At 43.8% G+C, this 18,037-nt stretch carries 14 protein-coding genes; 8 read left to right on the forward strand and 6 right to left on the reverse strand.

All coding sequences use genetic code 11. The features are described from left to right. Positions 1–109 precede the first annotated feature (109 nt). A complete protein-coding gene (locus Q3W13_RS15355; RefSeq protein WP_302865200.1) occupies positions 110–1,534 on the forward strand; it encodes an oligosaccharide flippase family protein in 1,425 nt (474 codons plus the stop codon). Continuing rightward, positions 1,531–2,736 carry a glycosyltransferase family 4 protein gene (locus tag Q3W13_RS15360; RefSeq protein ID WP_302865202.1) on the forward strand — a complete coding sequence of 402 codons (1,206 nt, stop codon included), beginning with the start codon at positions 1,531–1,533 and terminating at the stop codon, positions 2,734–2,736. Before Q3W13_RS15355 ends, Q3W13_RS15360 begins: the two co-directional genes overlap by 4 nt. A 7-nt stretch (positions 2,737–2,743) precedes the next feature. Here the strand turns inward: Q3W13_RS15360 and Q3W13_RS15365 are convergent, their stop codons facing one another. Beyond that, positions 2,744–3,541: a glycosyltransferase family 2 protein gene (locus Q3W13_RS15365; RefSeq protein ID WP_302865203.1), complete on the reverse strand. Its 798-nt coding sequence runs from the start codon at positions 3,539–3,541 to the stop codon at positions 2,744–2,746. A gap of 299 nt (positions 3,542–3,840) precedes the next feature. On the opposite strand from Q3W13_RS15365, the gene Q3W13_RS15370 reads away from it, so the two are divergent. The 6 genes from Q3W13_RS15370 to Q3W13_RS15395 all read left to right on the forward strand — a co-directional run bounded on the left by Q3W13_RS15370 (position 3,841) and on the right by Q3W13_RS15395 (position 10,422). Continuing rightward, complete coding sequence (locus Q3W13_RS15370; protein ID WP_302865205.1) at positions 3,841–4,479, forward strand: RNA polymerase sigma factor; 639 nt, start codon at positions 3,841–3,843, stop codon at positions 4,477–4,479. A gap of 2 nt (positions 4,480–4,481) precedes the next feature. Continuing rightward, entirely contained in the window at positions 4,482–5,864 is a 1,383-nt protein-coding gene (locus tag Q3W13_RS15375) for a hypothetical protein (RefSeq protein ID WP_302865206.1), read from the forward strand. 3 nt (positions 5,865–5,867) lie between these two features. After that, on the forward strand, positions 5,868–6,410 hold the full coding sequence (locus tag Q3W13_RS15380) for a YceI family protein (protein ID WP_302865207.1): 543 nt from the start codon (positions 5,868–5,870) through the stop codon (positions 6,408–6,410). Positions 6,411–6,440: 30 nt separating this feature from the next. Next, on the forward strand, positions 6,441–7,370 hold the full coding sequence (locus tag Q3W13_RS15385; protein ID WP_302865208.1) for a DUF5777 family beta-barrel protein: 930 nt from the start codon (positions 6,441–6,443) through the stop codon (positions 7,368–7,370). A 236-nt stretch (positions 7,371–7,606) separates the two neighbouring features. Beyond that, positions 7,607–9,772, forward strand: a complete 2,166-nt coding sequence (locus Q3W13_RS15390; RefSeq protein ID WP_302865209.1) for a PQQ-binding-like beta-propeller repeat protein — start codon at positions 7,607–7,609, stop codon at positions 9,770–9,772. Positions 9,773–9,828: 56 nt separating this feature from the next. Next, the gene (locus tag Q3W13_RS15395; RefSeq protein ID WP_302865211.1) at positions 9,829–10,422 is read left to right on the forward strand and encodes a TMEM175 family protein; all 594 of its coding nucleotides are present in this window, start codon (positions 9,829–9,831) and stop codon (positions 10,420–10,422) included. 63 nt (positions 10,423–10,485) lie between these two features. Here the strand turns inward: Q3W13_RS15395 and Q3W13_RS15400 are convergent, their stop codons facing one another. The 5 genes from Q3W13_RS15400 to Q3W13_RS15420 form a co-directional block, all read right to left on the reverse strand. Further along, complete coding sequence (locus Q3W13_RS15400) at positions 10,486–11,280, reverse strand: hypothetical protein (RefSeq protein WP_302865213.1); 795 nt, start codon at positions 11,278–11,280, stop codon at positions 10,486–10,488. A 61-nt stretch (positions 11,281–11,341) separates the two neighbouring features. After that, positions 11,342–11,890: a hypothetical protein gene (locus Q3W13_RS15405; protein WP_302865214.1), complete on the reverse strand. Its 549-nt coding sequence runs from the start codon at positions 11,888–11,890 to the stop codon at positions 11,342–11,344. Between the two features lie 161 nt (positions 11,891–12,051). Then, complete coding sequence (locus Q3W13_RS15410) at positions 12,052–12,795, reverse strand: hypothetical protein (protein ID WP_302865218.1); 744 nt, start codon at positions 12,793–12,795, stop codon at positions 12,052–12,054. 343 nt (positions 12,796–13,138) lie between these two features. Beyond that, positions 13,139–14,716, reverse strand: coding sequence for a SusD/RagB family nutrient-binding outer membrane lipoprotein (locus Q3W13_RS15415; RefSeq protein ID WP_302865220.1), 1,578 nt, complete (start codon positions 14,714–14,716; stop codon positions 13,139–13,141). Positions 14,717–14,750: 34 nt separating this feature from the next. Then, entirely contained in the window at positions 14,751–17,855 is a 3,105-nt protein-coding gene (locus Q3W13_RS15420; RefSeq protein WP_302865222.1) for a SusC/RagA family TonB-linked outer membrane protein, read from the reverse strand. Positions 17,856–18,037: the final 182 nt, after the last annotated feature.

An 18,037-nucleotide genomic window follows, 5' to 3' on the forward strand; every position in this document is an offset into this window, starting at 1 on the left:
AATCTATTTTTTCATTAAGGCAGCCTAATTCCACCGTCTTCCGTATTATGCTTAAGCAATAGCCAGAAGCGGCTATATCCATTTTTCACAAACGCACAAACAAGGAGTATTGACAAAAAGTAAGCTAATTATTAAATTGTTTTCATCGGGATTGCAGGCGCTGTCGGTGCAGGTATTAGGAAGCATTTTCTTTTACATTGTATCGGTATATATCTCCAAAGATGATTTCGCCATCATCAGTTGGACGAACGCCGTATCTATTTTCATTACTACCATACTTGGCGTCGGGCTGGAGCAGGTTGTTATACGCCGGATAGCAGCTTCGCAGCGTTCCGATTGGGCCGCCGCTGCCTATTTCACGCATTCTTTTATCGGCTTTGGGGCGACTTTTGTCTTTTTGCTTTTGGTGGAGAAGATCACAGGCAGTAAAAGCGAACTTTATAACAATTTGCCATGGTTCTTCCTTGCGCAGGGTCTGATTTTTACAGCGCTCCCTCTAAAACAGTTCTTGAATGCTAAAGAGCGCTTTGCTCCTTATGGTGTTATATCGATAATAAGCAATATTGGAAAAATAGCGGCTGCCTTGCTCTTGGTGAAAAATGGTCAATTATATCTTAATACGGTTTTAATTATACTGATTTGTACCAGCGCCATTGAATTAATAAGCCTGCTGGTGTTCGTTCTTACCAAAACTTGTTTAAGTTTCAGGTTCCGTTTTAGCGCTTATACCAGGCTGGTAAAGGAATCGTTGGCACAATACATTGCAGTCATCTTTGACATCAGCCTTTCGCGGATGGATTGGATACTGCTGGGCATTATGGCCACAGGCAGCGTTTTGGCTGATTATAGCTTTGCCTACCGTGCATACGAGCTGGCCCGTCTCCCAATGCTGATAATAGCGCCGATAATATTGCCGCGTTTCTCGAAGCTTTTATCAATAAACAATAAGGTCGATATCGAATATGAAATTTATATCCAGTCATTTAACCGCAGTGAGCAGTTTTTAGCAGCCGGCATACCTCTCGTGTTGAATATTATATGGTCGCCTTTACTGCAAATCTTGACCAAAGGCAAATACGGTGAATCAAATTCAGCAGAGTTTTTAATACTATCGCTTTGTATACCGTTGCAATTTTTCATGAACCTTTTATGGTCACTCGCCTTTGGGGCGAAAAAATACAAATCCGTTTCACTGATAACGGTCGCTTGTGCAGTGACAAATATTTTTCTAAATGTAGCTTTGATACCAAAGTTTGGAGGAGCAGGGGCGGCGACTGCGTTCTTTGCTACAACTATCTTACAGGCTGGATTATATTTCCGGCTGGTACGAAATGAAATTATAAAGCTATCTCTGCTGCCTAACTTATTATTTATTGCAGATGCAGCGCTTTGTTATTTGTTAACCTCCATGCTTCATATCCATTTTCTTTTACAATTAACTGCTGCTGTGGCTTTATACCTGCTGACCGCTGTTTTCACAGGACTAATCAGTAAGCAACATGTCCGGAATTTTAAATACCTGTTAGCCGAATGAATATTTTATACCTGTGCGACGAATACCCTCCCGGCCGGCACGGCGGCATTGGCACTTCGGTGAGGCTGCTGGCGCGTCAAATAGTAAAGCTGGGGCACAATGTGGTGGTTGCCGGGTTATATCCGCCCGGGTATGGAGGCCTGGATGAATTTGATGACGACGGAGTAAAAGTTTACCGCTTTCGCCGTGGCTTTGATTTTAAGTTTTTGGGCGATGAAGGGTCATTGCTATCGCGCGTCGGCTATCGTTTATTAAAGAATGCTGGCTTACTGGATCGGGATCTTAAAAAGAGTCTTGCTATTTATAAGGTCAGGCTGGAAGAAATAATAGACAAGCACCGGGTAAATATCGTGGAGATGGCCGATTACAATGATTACATCCGTTTTTGTAGAAATTATCTTCCGTTTCCTAAGCTTTCTGTACCGGTGGTTATCAAGATGAATGGCTCGATAACTTATTTCAATGGCGAGGCCGGTAATCCAATTCCTGGTCACATTCTTCAAATGGAGCAAACTATTTTAAACCAGGCTACGGAGGTAGTTGCCGTGAGTAAATATACCGCAATTAAAAGTGCCGGATATTTATCTTATGACAAAGTAATCAGCGTATTTCACAATGGTATCAACACGGATGTTCCGGTAACGAACGTGGTCAAGCACCCTATGCAGGTTATATTCACGGGCACACTGGTTGAAAAAAAAGGCATTTACCAATTGGCTAAGGCCTGGAATATCGTCCACAGACAAATTCCAGCCGCAAGGTTACTAATTTTGGGCAAGGGCTCCCGGCGCAAAGTTGTTGCCAATCTTAGCGCAAGCGCCACAGGCTCGGTAACTTTTATGGGGCATGTTTCAACTGAATGTCTTTATGATTGCCTTAAAAGTTCGGTAGTTGGTATTTTTCCGTCTTATGCTGAGGCATTTGCTTTAGCGCCTTTAGAGGCTATGGCCTGCGGAATCGCTGTCATCAACTCCAACCGGACTTCCGGACCTGAGCTAATCGAAAATGAGGTGGATGGCCTGCTCATCGACCCGGATAATATTGAACAAATTGCCACTGCGATAATAAGATTGCTCAAAAACAGCGATTTGCGGAAAGCACTTGCAAAAAAAGGCAATGATAAAGTAAAGCGGGAGTTTGAAATTTGTAAAATCGCAGACCAAAATATCCGCTTTTATCAAAAAGCATTAGCAAACCCATAGCATCAAATTAATATTCTACAACCAGGCTGTCGTTAGTTGCCGGTTGATTTCTGCCTTGTGTTTCCATTTTGCTCAGTAGCAGATATTTTCGCCTGGTGTTTTTAGCGGTGATACGTGCGATATCCCATCCTTCACGGCCGTCCAGAAAACCAAGGTAAAGAATATAATTTTTAAAAAAGCCAAAAACAGGTGAAATGTATAGTTTGATAAAGCCGGCGCTTTTCCCGGCCAGGAAATAATTTTTTGCCCCCAGCTGCGCATAATAACGGCCTTTGCTGTCAAACTCCTGCACGTTTTTTACAGAATAATGGTGTATCGAGCCATCAATTCTTTTTTTGGTAATAATTGATGGTAAAATTAAGGTTTCATGTACTATTGTTTCCGACCATTCTGTAAAAGCCCGGTTGAACAGCCGGATATGATGGTCGCGCCCCCAACTGCCAAACCGGACAGGCTTGCAGCCAAAGTATGAGCGGAACCTAATGTCATAAACGGTGTTGGCATCATCAAAGTCAATTTTGTGAATAGCCCTGATAAGTTCGTCATCAGGTATTTCGTCGGCATCAATGCTTAAGATCCAATTGTATTTAGCTTCTTTAATGCCTTTATTTTTATTAGTTCCATAACCTTCCCATGGCTTTTTAAAGAGTTTGTAGCTATTTTGTAAATGCGCATTTGCAGAATCCTCATCATTCCCGTTGCAGATAATAATGATATCGTCGGTCAGCGTTTTTGCTTTTTGCAGGCATTCTTCAATAATAGCAGCAACATTTTTAGTAATTATTACAACAGAAACCGGAACCATTTATTTAAATTTATATGCCTTTTAGAACATGTCTTAAGATATTACTATTTAATAAGCCGACTGGTTGCCTGTGATATAGCAAAACAAATAAACTCCAATACAATACGCTGATTACAAATTGATTGAATATCATTTTTTTGAAACGCAGATGTAAAATAGCCGTATTTTTAAATACCTGATTTTCAGTCACTAAGATTTGTTGGACAATTTTTTATGACAAACAGGCAACCTTTTCCCGGAGAATATCGTGATAGAGATAAAACAATGAAAATAATATTAGCTAACCGGATATAACCCTTATGGGAGACGAAGAGTTACATCAACTGATTAAGGGCTGTATAAAACAGGATAGAAAATGCCAGAAAATGCTTTATAAAGCGTTCTATGGTTTCTCTATGGGGATATGCTTGCGTTATGCTAATAACCGGGAGGAAGCTGCTGAAGTGATGAACCAGGGGTTCTTTAAAGTGTTTACTCACATTGAAAGCTTTGATACCGGAAGGCCATTTAAAGCATGGCTTGGTAAAATCATGATGAACGTATCGATCGATTATTACCGCGCTAATCTAAAAATGGCATATACCGAGGACCTTGAACAAGCAGAGCACGTAAGTGATGGCGACATTGCAGATAAAAATCTCAATTATGCCGATTTATTGGCCATGGTTCAAAAGCTTCCCCAGGCTTACCGCACAGTTTTTAACCTTTTTGCAATCGAAGGTTATTCGCACGAGGAAATTGCATCAATGCTTAATATAAATGCTGGCACCTCCAAGTCAAATTTGCACAAGGCACGGCAAAAGCTAAAACAAATGATATTAAAGGCGGATTCGTCTGCCGGAAGTGCCGGTTATAGCAGCGGCATGGATTATAATACCTCCATCGTAGCCATTAAGGCTGTAAATATGAACGGGGGTTATTTAAACAAGGGTATTTAATAATGAACACTGAGAACGAAAAGAGACTAGACGATCTTTTTAAAAGGAAGCTGGAAGACCCGGTTGACCAGATCAGGTACGAGGAAGGTGACTGGGATGCGCTGGAAGGGATGCTCGATGAATCGCGCAAGAGGAGAAGTGTTGTTTTACTTTGGCCCATTCTGAGCGGTGTGGCTGCAATGTTGCTAATCGCTTTAGGTATTTGGTTATTCAAGCCAGACGCTCCAGGGCAGCCCGCTAATAATGTTGCCGGCCATAACCATAAGGACACTACTAACAACAACAGCGAAATAGCGAAAGCAGACGATACGATAATCGATAAAAGCAATTCAACTGCCGGTGTTAAGGACACTGTTTTAAATAAAAATGCATCAATTGCCGCTGCAAGAACAGACACTATATTCAACGCCACTCAAAATGTGGTACACGCAACGCAAGCCAGAAATAAGATTAGTAACCGGCGTTTTGTTTTGAATAAAAAATCACCTGTCGTTTATGAGAATGTTGCGCAGCAGCAATCTATTCCTTCTAAAAAGAATGATCAGCCCGCATATGCCCATCAGCCGGTAATAAACAAAAAAGATACTGGTTCTGATAAAACGACAATTCCGGATAAGGTGAGCGGTGACACTTATGCTATTAACCAGCAAGCAGCAGTTGTTCCGGCACAAAAGCAGGCGTCACCGGATGTTACGTCTTCGCCTTCCGTCAACAACACTGGGTTAGCTGCCAATACACCGGGTAAATCTGCTAAAGTGAAACCGCAGCTGGCATATAGGCCACAATATACTCTAAGTATTGTAGCAGCACCTGACTTAAATGGAGTAAGCTCGTTTGCTCAAAGTAAGGTGGGAACTAATATAGGTTTAACATTTGCTGTGGGTGTATCACGAAAGCTGACTGTAAGCACAGGCGCGCTTTATTCGGTTAAGCCTTATTTAACCAGCTTTGCGAACTATAATTCCGGATCATCTTATAAATGGCCCGTTAATCCGCAAAGTGTTACAGCAGATTGCCGCATGCTTGATATTCCATTGAATATCGGGTACCTGGTTTATCATAAACAGCAAAATAAAATATCTGTCGGCACGGGTTTATCATCGTACATCATGCTGCACGAGAGCTACAAGTTCACATATAATAATCAATATGGCGGCGCTTCAGGGCCAGGTAACTACACTGTTCCTAACCCGGGAAAATACTTTTTTGGTATAATGAACCTGAACGCGACCTATGAAAGACAACTTAATTCAAAAGTGGGAATCAGTATTCAGCCGTATCTGAAAGTTCCGCTGTCAAATGTTGGCTACAGCCAGGTGAAGTTGCAAACCACCGGTGTTGCCGTCGGTCTCAGCTGGAATCTGAATTCTTTAAAAACACCTTAAAAAATGAAACATCTGAGTATTATTTTACTTGCCTGGATGATGAATTTCCAGGCAGGCAAGGACCTCTATGTCTGTAAAAATGCAAAAGTTACGCTATTTTCAAGTGCTCCTATCGAAGACATTAAAGCCGAGACATCTTCTGCTGCGTCAGTATTTAACGCCACGACTGGAGAATTGAATTTTGTTATCAATATTAGCTCGTTTAAGTTTCCAAAATCCTTGATGCAGGAGCATTTTAACTCCGACTATATGGAGAGCGACAAGTATCCGCGTGCCACCTTCAGAGGAAAAATAGCTGAAAAGATAGATGTTACCAAAGATGGCAGCTACCCTGTAACGGCAACAGGTGAATTAACCGTTCACAACGTGACACAAAACCGCAGCATACCCGGCATAATTACGGTTAAAGGAGGCGTAATCAGCATGAAATCCGAATTTATGGTAAAATGCGCCGATCACCACATTGATATACCCAGAATAGTATTTCACAACATTGCGGAAACGATAAAGATAACAGTCGCGGCAATGTACACCCCAAATAAATAATCCATTTAATCACACAACACTATCGCGACCATGAGAAAGTATATTATCCTATTGTGCTTATTTGCGATAAGCACTAACCTATTCGCCCAAAAAGCAGGATCCGAAAATAAACAAAGCGCAGCCGACTCCCTGTTAAATTCAATGGCCGGCGACGGGCAGAAGGGACCGCTTACGATTTATAAATCTTCCAGGCTGATTTTGTCGCAAAGCACCGAAACAATAAAGAAAAACAATTTTAACTTTTTGGTAATACATCGATTTGGCGATTTTGCCGGTAAAACCGGGGGCGGTAAAACTTATTTCGGATTAGATGACGTTGCCGACGTTTACATCGGCTTTGAATATGGCCTGAGCGATAATTTCAATATCGATATGGGCCGAAGCACTATAGGCGGCCTGGCCGACCTGGAGTTAAAGTATGCTATATTGCACCAGGCTAATGGCGGCTCGCCCTTTGCCATTACGCTAATCGGCGAAACCGGGCTCAGGCCTTACGGTACGGTGTTCACGAAAACATCCGACAGGTTCTCTTATTTCGGCCAGGCGTTAATTGCTCATAGCTTTTCGCCCGGCAATGTGCTGCAGATAGCACCATCATTTGTGCGCAACAATACACCCATACCATTTGTGCCGGACAATGACCTTGATTTTTTTGCATTGTCAGCAGCCCTGCGTTTAAAGGTTTCGCGGCATGCCGGTTTTATAGTTGATTATGCGCATTCTTTTTCGTCATACCAGCATACAAACGGAACCGGTTTTTCCGATCCGCTAGGCTTTGGCTTCGAAATGGAGACAGGTGGCCACGTATTTACGCTTAATGTAACCAATGCAAGGGCCGTAAACGAAATTAATTACCTGAGCGGTACCCAATCCAGCTATGGGCGTGGCCAATACAGGGTGGGATTTACTATTTCCAGGATGTTTGACTTTAACAGGCATAAAACGGATAAGAAAGAGTAGAATGCTTTATATAGTTTAATTGGAATGCCGGGTTGCACATGTGATCCGGCATTTTTTATTTGGACAGCAAAAACATTTGAGGCACGGGTAAACGGTCACCAACCATTTCATCTGCCAGGTATGGTGCCAAAAAAAGCAGAAACTATTGCCCGTCTGCAACGAAATAATTTGTTATTACCAATTTTAAATTGGATATGATTAGTTTTATTGGATAAACCCCAAGCCAGTTTTATCAAATGAAGTTAACTATTCCTTTGTATCTTTTACTTGCCGCCGGCATCTTATCTTCCTGCAAACAACATCAAGGCACCGCCGCCACCGAATGGCGGACTTATGCTGGATCAAAGGAAGGCAACCGGTATTCTGCAAACGATGAGATAACCCCCAAAAATGTTGCTCAATTAAAAATCGCCTGGACATTTAGTTCAAATGATAAGGACAGTGCTAACCGCAGCCAGAACCAATGCAACCCAATAATAGTTGATGGGATAATGTACGCCACCAGTCCGAAGCTGAAGTTGTTTGCTTTAGATGCCGCAACTGGCGTAAAAAAATGGATGTTCGACCCGGCAACTCAGGATACTTCGAAAAAGAACGACCCGCTGGCATATTATAAAGTGTGCAGAGGCGTGTTATATTGGGAAGATGACAAGAGAAATAACAAGCGTATTTTTTATAGTGTAGGATCAAAAACTTTTGCCATTGACGCTGAAACGGGTGAGCCGGTGAAAAACTTTGGCAATGGCGGATACCTGGATTTGACTAAAGATCTCGGGAGACAGACCTCGTCGTTCGTATCCGGCACTACACCGGGTGTTATCTATAAGAACGTTTTAATTGTGGGCACGCGCGTGGATGAATCGGAAGACGCAGCGCCCGGACATGTACGGGCCTACGATGTACTTACAGGTAAGCTTAAATGGATTTTTCATACCATACCGCATCCCGGCGAAAAAAATTATGAAACATGGCCGGACAAAAATGCCTGGCAGCGGTTGGGTGGGGCAAATAACTGGGCGGGTATGGCGCTCGATGAGAAGCGCGGAATAGTCTATATTCCAATTGGTTCAATAGGCGGCGATTTTTACGGAGCTAACCGTAAAGGGGCTAATCTTTATGCCAACTCATTAGTTGCGCTTGACGCGGCCACCGGCAAGTATATCTGGCATTACCAGGTTATACACCATGATTTGTGGGATAGGGATTTAGCGGCCAACCCTAACCTGGTCGCCATCAAACATAACGGCAGAACCGTTGATGCAGTAGCGCAAATTACGAAGCACGGCTTTATTTTTATGTTCGACCGGACTAACGGCAAGCCAATATTTCCGATTGAAGAAAAATCTGTGCCGCAAAATGCTCTGCCCGGCGAAGATGTTTGGCCCACACAGCCGATACCAACTTTGCCGCAGCCTTTCGCCCGCCAGTATTTCAGACCTGAAGACGTAACCAACATCAGCCCCGAAACGCACTCAGATATGCTCGCTAAATACAAAAAGGTAAAGTACAATGTGATGTTTACTCCGCCAAGTAAGGATGGCGACTGGATTTTTCCCGGTTTTGACGGTGGCGGTGAATGGGGAGGGGCGGCGGTCGACCCGGACGGTATAATGTATATTAGCAACAGCGAAATGCCATGGGCCCAGGTAATGATCGATGTCCCAAAAAACACTGATGATCATTCCTTGAAGGGAATGGGCCATGCTGTCTATAATCAATATTGTATCGGTTGCCACGGCGGTGAATTGAAAGGGAACGGCACATCGTACCCTTCGCTGGTGAATATTGGTAAAAAATATTCCGAAGACCAGGTAAGCAAGATTATTGAGAATGGCCGGAACATGATGCCTTCTTTCAAACAGATTTCCGCAGAGGATAAGAAGAAGTTGCTGGCCTTCCTCTTAAAGTTGCCTGAAAAGGAACCTGCCACCAATCACCCCGCGAAGGAACCGCCGCCGACGGTTGCAAAACAAAATGCAGTCCCTTATTTAATGAATGGGTATAACCGATTTTTGGATAAAGATGGCTATCCTGGCATAACACCCCCCTGGGGCTCGTTAAGCGCAACCGATTTAAATACCGGAAAAACCCTTTGGAAAGTGCCGCTTGGCGAATACCCGGAACTTACTAAAAAGGGAATTCCGGTAACCGGTACCGAATTATATGGCGGTCCGCTGGTAACCAAAGGCGGATTGATATTTGTAGCGGCGACAAAGGACGAAAAAATCCGGGCCTTTGATAAAAAGACGGGTAAACAGCTTTGGGAAGCCAAACTGCCTGCCGCAGGGTTTGCCACCCCTGCAACTTATGCGGTTAATGGTAAGCAATACGTGGTGATTGCTTGCGGCGGCGGTAAAATCGGCAATAAGTCGGGGGATAGTTATGTTTGTTTTGCTTTGTAATAGACGCTTTAATCTTTCTGCTTTTCGCTTAATGCTTAAATAACTATTTTGGAACTATGGAAAAAGGACGTTTAGAGGCTTTCAGCGATGGGGTAATTGCTATTATTATCACCATTATGGTGCTGGAGCTCAAAATCCCCAAAGATGCCAGTATTCAATCATTACGCGAACTGCTACCGGTGCTATTCAGCTACGTGCTTAGCTTTGTTTATGTAGGCATCTACTGGAATAATCATCACCATATGCTGCAGGTGGTAAAATCGATAAATGGCGCGGTTTTATGGGCCAATATGCACTTGCTTTTCTGGCTTTCACTAGTGCCTTTTGTTACAGCCTGGATGGGCGAAAACCACTTTGCGCAATGGCCGGTGACCTGCTATGGTATCATCTTATTAATGAATGCCCTGGCATACACCATTTTAATGCTTACTTTAATACGCCACATGGGTAAGGACTCCTTATTGGCCGAAGCCATTAATGAAGACTGGAAAGGCAAAATCTCTATCGGTATTTATATAACTGCAATAGCTGTTTCTTTTTTTTATCCAATGCTAAGCTTCAGTTTATACATAGTGGTTGCTTGCGTATGGTTTATACCTGATAAGCGTATTGAGAAAAAGGTAATCACTAATGAACCGCCCTGCGAGTAAGTCTGGATCTAAAGTCGATAGTTTCAGGGCCTATAGACTACAGGCCCTGGAACTATCGGTAAATCACGCGGTTCGCAGATTATTGACGCTTTGTAATAGGTCTCTCTTTTTTCCTAAAGCAAACCACAGTGCAAGCAAACACCCATAGCTGCCGCCGCGTTCAATCCATTCAAAAGCTTCCCAATGCGGGTAAAATAGCTCGCTGGCCATTTTCCAAACGAAAAATAGTAGTATTACCGGGCGTATAGGTTTTATCAGAACGGATGCTGCGGCTGCCACCTCAAATGCGCCAACCACGTGTGCTGCAATAACAGGATTACTGAATCCAAACGAGGCGTATTGCTCTATCAAGCCTTTCTTTTCAATCAGGTTAAGCCAGCCATGACCCGCGAGCAGCAGAAATACTACCACTTTTAAACAATTAATAGCTTTTGGTAAAAGATTAGCCGGCGTTTCTGTATTTGGATTGATAGGTCTAAATAGATTTTCAAAATTTACACGGCCGGAAACTATTAATAATGCCAACGGAGCGCCGAAATTTCCTGCCCGCTCAATAAATTCGGCAAATGGCTCGCCGGATAACGGGCGTAACATGGCAGTAACTATGCCCCACGCCGCCAGCCAAAGCGGTATAACCCGCATGGGATAGATCAGCATAATGAAACCAAAGGCAATGTCCAAGCCGCCCAGCCAGGGCATTAATTGGTAGGCCAGGGATTTATTAATACCAAAAACAGCGAAGTAGTTGCACCATATTTCTTTGGTAATAATTCCGAAAGAGCCGTGGCCTATAAAACACATGGCAACGGCTAAACGCAGCGTATAATGTAGTTTTTGTTGAATGTTTAAATTCATCATTTAAGTAAATCAACTCCCCGAAAAAGGAAGGGTTAATAAAAATGTCGGTAAACAGGTGAGATTAACAAAACATTTTTGGGGGTTGAAGCGGAATGGCGATACAACGATTGCTGATACAAGGCACAGGGAATGTGTTGCCCAGGTTCAGTACGATTACCGGAGATGAAAATTGATATAATACTAAAGTGTAGTTATACTTCCCCAGGTCGATACCTTTACCGAAAGGCACCTGCTGTTTTTTATTTACAGGTGCATCGTCGATAACTTTAGCGTTGATAATATTTTGATTAAAGAGCCGGGTCTTTTCACGGTTCGGCAGGCAGGCCAGGTAAATTGTGTCGGCTGTCAATTTCACCTTCACGTAGTCATAGCAAGTGTTTTTAAATTGAATCTGGCCATTGATGTATTGGTATTCGGTCCAGCTTTGAGTTATCGCAGTATGCGCAGGAATCTTCACCTCAACAAGGTCGCGTTCTGTATACTCATTATTGAGTATGCGCGTACTAAGCTCTTTTTCTGATTTATAAACAAAGTAATGGTACAGAACCAGGTGCCCGCAAATGGTGAACACCTGCAGGCCAAGTAAAGCTATGGCTGTTAACCTTTTCAATTGTTTAATTATCGGGCTGGTTAAAATTATAAGAAAAAACTTAATGTCAAAAGTTTTATGCTTTATAATGATCGATTTAATGAAAATTTAACATCCTACGGCGGTTCTAAACATAAAAAAAGCAGCCTTGGAGCTGCTTTTTATTTCAGATTGTTGAGTTACTAAAAATGAACAGCGATGGCAAATGTTGATTGCAGGACGGTGATAGGTTGTTTGGTCACCAAACGGCCGGTTCCTTGAAGCGCAGAAATGTCGCCCGTATTTGAAATCTTTAAGCCATCAGATTTAACATAGTTAAAATGCAGGCCAATATCCCATCCCTCAGCAAATTCCCAGCGCAGGGCAGCAGCGCCACCGTAGGCAAACACCATGCTTTTAGAATTCTGTTGCGTAATGGTTTGTGAGCTATTGTTGGTATTAGAAACAAAGATGGTGATCACAGGTGTTGATGTGCTTTTTATAAAGCCGCCATCGGCACGCAGGTCCAGGATGAATTTTTTGTACTGAAAGGAGTATTGCGGCCCCAGCAGGAAGTTTAGACTGTGGTAGCGGCCCACGGCCTGTACCAGCGTTGAGTTAACCTTAAGTATTTTGTTATAACCGTTGGCAAGCGCCTGTACTTCTGGAATGGTATATTCTCCCTGGTCCTGGAACGAAAAGGTGGCGCCTATGCCCAGGTTTTTATATACATATATTCCTGTTTCAAAACCTACAACTACCCCGCGTTTGGCAAAGCCCGACTTATAATTCTCATAAGTTTTATTGGCAAAATCGCCCATTGGGTTCGAAAAACCGCCTGTAAGCGCCAGGTAGCTTTTTACATATTCTTTAGGTTCATCATCTTGTGCTTTGGCGTAGAAAGAAATAAGTGTAATGATAGAAAGTAGTGTAAGCGTTTTTTTCATTTTATCGTGTAAGCAGCGTTTCCAGTTTTTTATGTTAACCCTTTAATCCGTCAGCCGGTTTAGCAAACGTGTAAAGGAATGCAAAAGTATCAATATTAAATCTTAAAAAATGTTAAATATTCATAAGTCTCAATCCTGAGCCAGTGATCTAAAGCAAGATCACTGATTATATTGCCAATAGCTCATCCATAGGCCGCCAAATTACAGCTTATAAATCATTTACCGTCGTTATTGTCTAAAAGACCTGAACACAAAAAAGCCGGCCCCTCTGACTCAGAAGGCGGCTTTCCTGTATTCGCGGCAAACCCCCAGGTTTTAGACCATGGATTTGAAATTTAAAGCGCTATTGCGCATCCCACCACATGCGGCTCGTTACTTTGTCGCCACCGGGTATGCCTGCTACAGCTGCATTGTAGTTAGCGGTGTTCACCTGTTTGTCAATCTGTGAATAATACATTCTGCGCGGAATAGCGCCCGGAGACTGGCTGCCGGTGTAAGTAACCGGTACCAAAGCCGGAAAACCGGTACGCCGGTAATTTGCCCATGCCTCATACTCATTAAAGAATGTACAAACCCAAAACTGGGTATTTATCATTTCCAAACCGCGTGAATCGTCATAGGGATGTGCATCAAGGTAAGCTTGGGCATCACCTTCATCAACCACACCGCCGTCGCCAAAAATTGCATATTGCGTCATAGCGGCCATTACGCCATTATTGTAGTGATCTCCGGCGTCGCCAATGCCCCAGCGTTTGGCAGCATCAGCCAATAAAAATTCTGATTCTGCATAGGTCAAAACCAGGGTAGGGGCTGTAGCATTAAATATCACGGGGCTGGGGCGTGAATAGAGATTCAAATTGCCAAGGTAGCCCGGGTAACTTAATATACCATGAGCGGTATTTCCGCCGTCGTAACCATTTGGTAAGCCATTTTGATCGGCAGGGTCTGATGAACCGCCCGACGGATCATCACCGGGAGTAAAGCCATCCGGATAAACGTAAGATAATACAGGCAGGCGCGGGTCACCATTTTCCTTTAAAAAGTCGACAAAGGTTTTACTGATCTGACCTGACAGTTGTATGTCGCCATCCTCGCCGATACCACGATAAATCCTGTTGATAGTAAGCGGGTCGTTGGTGCCGTGGGGCACAATCGCATTATCATCATTGCTTTGCATGGTTTTACCCTGAACTTTAGTTACATAAGCTTTTGCGGTATTAGGATCCACCTTGGTTAAACGCATGGCCATACGCAGCAGCAAGGTGTTGCCAAACCTTTTCCATGAAGCGATTTGGTCATCCGCATGCGAATAAAACACATCACCCTGTGGTTTGTCTGCATTTTCGTCCAGACTATCGGTTGCCTGTTCAACCTCTTTCAACAAATCGGCATAGATATCCTTTTGCTTGTCGTATTTAGGAAAATAAATGCCTTTGGTATAGGCTTTACCTGCATCAAAATAAGGAACGTCGCCATAAACATCGGTTATCCGTTCAAAGGCCATCGCCTTCATTATCCGGGCTATCTGGTGCAGATTTTTATACTGAGGTTTACCGCTGGTTGTAGTGTAAAGATCGACGGCGTATTTTATGGTCGAGTTGTAAGTGTGATCGAAAAATGAGCCCCAACCGCCGCTGGTTGGCGGGCCGGTGTATTTATCACCAAAATAGTAACCCGATGTGGAGGCCCAGTGCTGTATCATGCAGCCTGCACCTTGTATTTCAGTTTCCTCAACCTCAATAGCATTGTCGGTACTGCCGGTATAATAAAGTTGTGTGGCCGTTAAAATATTGTTTGGGTCAAATACGCCGACGGATACCGAGTTCGGATCTGTATTTGTTTTGATCAGGTCCTTTTTACATGAAGCAAATGTCATGGCGATCAGGGCTCCTGCAACTATATATATGGATTGTAATTTCATATTAAGGGTTTTATTATCTATTTCAATAACCTTCTTAAAATTTCACGTTAAGGTTTAAACCGAATGTGCGGGTATAAGGCACTGTAGCCTGCTCGATACCCTGCGGCCCGTTCGAATAGTTTGACTCAGGGTCGATATTCGGAGTATGCTTCATGATGGTCCACAAGTTACGGGCAACAGCACTGATGGTGATTCCCTGTATCTTATTTTTGAACATTGCTGCCGGGAAAGTGTAACCTAATACTACTTGCCTTAATTTAATAAAGCTGGCATTGTATAAAAACATCGAACCGTTGTTGCTCATAGCTGCGTAATAATCCTGGGGATTCAGTTCTTCTGTTCCGTATTTAATGTCGCGGCCCGGTAAGGTTTCCTTGCTTAAACCAAACAGGTACCCATAGTAGTTTGTACCTGAAAATATTTTGCCACCCCATTTACCGTCAACAAGTACAGACAGATTGATGTGCTTGTAGTGCAAGTCGGTAGTTAAACCGGTAGTAAGGGGGCTAATGCCGGAGCCTAAGTCTTTATAAGTAGCCAAACTTGGGTCGGGCGCGCCGGTAGCCGGATCGATAACAGGCTTACCCGAGGCATTGCGGGCAGGGTCGAGCGCAAATATCTGGTAGGCAGATTTTCCGACCACCTGCGACATGTAAGCTATACCGACACCCTCATCCTCGCCAGCCCGTGAGTAACCCAGGGGATAGTTGCTTGATCCGTTCGACAGGGACAATACTTTATTGTCGTTATAAGAGATATTTAATGTTTCAGTCCAACTGAAGTTCTGGGTTTTAACAGGCGTACCTGATACCAGAAACTCGATGCCTTTATTCTCTATCTCTCCTGAGTTCAGCAAAACCGCGTCATAGCCCGAAGTTTTTGAAGTTACCGCGGGGATCACCTCCTTGCTGATCTTTTTATCATAGTACGACACATCAAAATGCAGCCTGTTTTTAAACATGGCGATCTCGGCGCCAATTTCAAACTCTTTTGCAGAGGAGGGTTCCAGGGCATTATTGGGCACCGTGCCCCCGTTGGCAATATTGCCGATAGCGTGGCCGCTCAGGTTACCCACGTTATTGTACCCCAGCAGGGTTTGGTAAGGCGAATCAGCTTCGCCGCCGACATTAGCATAGCCTAACCTTAGTTTGCCCAAATCGAGCCATTGGGCGTGCAACAGTTCAGAAATTACAAAGGAGCCGCTCAGTGACGGGTAGAAATAATTGGTTTTACCCGGCGCAAGCGTAGAGTACCAGTCGTTACGGCCGGTAGCGGTCAGGTAAAGGAAGTTTTTGTACGAAAAGTCTAAAGTACTGTAGACAGACTTATTGACCACTACAGGATTGCTTGAATATTCCGTCGGGCTGGCCAGGTTACCCACAGTGTACAGGTATGGAGTTTGGAATGTATTACCCGTGGCGTCTAACTGGTCAGTTACCTGCCTGCGCGAGTTGACGCCGGCCAGTACGTTCAGGCCGAAGTCTTTGTTTATCTTAAAGTTCTTGCCGATTATGGCATCCATATTCAATTCAGTCGATTTAATATTCTCGTCCGTCATGGCGCCGTCTGGCTGATAAGCGGTGCCGTTGGGTGTTACGATAATATTTCTGTCAGCGAAATAATCCTCGCCCACACGGAATTCAAGATAAAGACCGTTATCAAACGTGTATTTTGCGTCGGCCGAGCCGATAAAACGGTTACGGCTGGTATTATTGATAAACTTGTAAGCTACAAAGTAGGGGTTGGTCGTGTATGCGTCATCCAGGAACTGGTTTTCCGAACCGTCGGCCTTATAGCCGGGATACAGTGAATTAATATTCACGTTCGCCGGTAAAAACATCGGTGCAAAATTTAAGCTGCCCGCAGCGTCTGACACACTTGGGCGGTTATGCGTAAAAGCATTAATATATTGTGCTTTTAATTGCAGATCGAGGTGCTTATCGAGTTTGTAATTGGTGGATAACGAGAACGATTGCTGCTTGTAACCCGCATTAGGGATAATGCTCTTGTTATCCAGGTCGCTTGCAGAGAAGCGCAGGCTGCCGTCATCGCCAAGGGTTTTACTAAATGAAACAGCATTGGTCCTTGCCGCGCCGTTTTTGTAAAAGCGTTTCATATTGCCTGTTACAGCCGAATATGGACGCTCAACCCCGTCGAACTGAAAAACCGGCGTGCCATCGAGCTTAGGCCCCCAGCTTGAAAGGCCAAGCTCAAAAGCCTCGTCGCCGCTGGCGGGCTTATTGCCGGCTGAGCCCTGACCGTAAACTTTTTGCCAGTCGGTGTTATCTATTACACTCTCGATAACATAATTGGAATTGATTTCAACCCCCAAACCTTTAGCATTTTTACCCGATTTAGTGGTAATTAGGATTACACCTTTGCTGCCGCGGTATCCATATAGAGCTGTTGCCGCAGCTCCTTTTAATATCGAAATATTTTCGATATCGTCAGGGTTAACGTTGATTGTTCCATCGCCGCCGTCGGCGCCGCCATAACCTCCGCCCACGTCTGTCTGGCGATAGTTGGTGTTTTGCATCGGGATACCATCAATTACATATAACGGCTGGTTTGAACCTGTGATGTCTGAGATACCACGGATAATGACGTTTGCCGAACCGCCAGGACCTGTTGCTACATTACTAACGTTAACACCCGCTACGCGTCCTTCAAGACTATTCACGAAGTTGGTCTCTCGTGCTTCGGTAAGCGAAGAACCCTTCACTTCAGTGACAGAGTAGCCTAAGGCGCGCCGTTCTTTTTTAATATTCAGCGCTGTTACCACTACGTCTTTTAATTGTTCGGCGGAAGGCGCCAGCTTCACGTTAATGGTGGTTTTACCGCTTATGGGTACTTCAGCCGTACTGTATCCGATGTATTTAAAAACCAGCGTCGCCGAGCCGTCGGCTATAATTGAATAACCACCGTTGGCATCTGTGACCACACCATTAGTAGTGCCTTTAACGCCTACGGAAACGCCAGGCAGTGTTTCGTTTGTCTGGCTGTCGGTTACTTTACCGGTTACCGTTACAGCCGTTCCCTGTGCCAGCGCTAAATTGCTGAACATTAATGTCATCGCTGCCAGTGCGATCAGACTTTTTAAACAGGAAGTAAATTTTTGAAAGTAAAATTTTTTTCTCATAGAATGGGATTGGGGTAAAGAGTAAAAATTTAGTGAATTAAGAGCAGGACGGTAAAGAACGATTGATTCGGAATAGTTAACTGCAACAGCAATTAAATTGCGTGCTTAGAAAGGCATGATAAATATATTGTTAAAATTAAATGAAAAAGCTATGCGGATCAGAGATTTATTGTACCATGTTC

Source organism: Mucilaginibacter sp. L3T2-6, from assembly GCF_030519355.1.
GTDB lineage: Bacteria > Bacteroidota > Bacteroidia > Sphingobacteriales > Sphingobacteriaceae > Mucilaginibacter.

Excerpts from the sequence above, each read along its gene's own strand:
- Q3W13_RS15400 (WP_302865213.1), bottom strand. The coding sequence starts at position 11,280 with ATGATGAATTTAAACATTCAACAAAAACTACATTATACGCTGCGTTTA.
- Q3W13_RS15410 (WP_302865218.1), bottom strand. The coding sequence starts at position 12,795 with ATGAAAAAAACGCTTACACTACTTTCTATCATTACACTTATTTCTTTC.
- Q3W13_RS15365 (WP_302865203.1), bottom strand. The coding sequence starts at position 3,541 with ATGGTTCCGGTTTCTGTTGTAATAATTACTAAAAATGTTGCTGCTATT.
- Q3W13_RS15420 (WP_302865222.1), bottom strand. The coding sequence starts at position 17,855 with ATGAGAAAAAAATTTTACTTTCAAAAATTTACTTCCTGTTTAAAAAGT.
- Q3W13_RS15375 (WP_302865206.1), top strand. The coding sequence starts at position 4,482 with ATGAACACTGAGAACGAAAAGAGACTAGACGATCTTTTTAAAAGGAAG.
- Q3W13_RS15390 (WP_302865209.1), top strand. The coding sequence starts at position 7,607 with ATGAAGTTAACTATTCCTTTGTATCTTTTACTTGCCGCCGGCATCTTA.
- Q3W13_RS15395 (WP_302865211.1), top strand. The coding sequence starts at position 9,829 with ATGGAAAAAGGACGTTTAGAGGCTTTCAGCGATGGGGTAATTGCTATT.
- Q3W13_RS15385 (WP_302865208.1), top strand. The coding sequence starts at position 6,441 with ATGAGAAAGTATATTATCCTATTGTGCTTATTTGCGATAAGCACTAAC.
- Q3W13_RS15380 (WP_302865207.1), top strand. The coding sequence starts at position 5,868 with ATGAAACATCTGAGTATTATTTTACTTGCCTGGATGATGAATTTCCAG.
- Q3W13_RS15415 (WP_302865220.1), bottom strand. The coding sequence starts at position 14,716 with ATGAAATTACAATCCATATATATAGTTGCAGGAGCCCTGATCGCCATG.
- Q3W13_RS15360 (WP_302865202.1), top strand. The coding sequence starts at position 1,531 with ATGAATATTTTATACCTGTGCGACGAATACCCTCCCGGCCGGCACGGC.
- Q3W13_RS15370 (WP_302865205.1), top strand. The coding sequence starts at position 3,841 with ATGGGAGACGAAGAGTTACATCAACTGATTAAGGGCTGTATAAAACAG.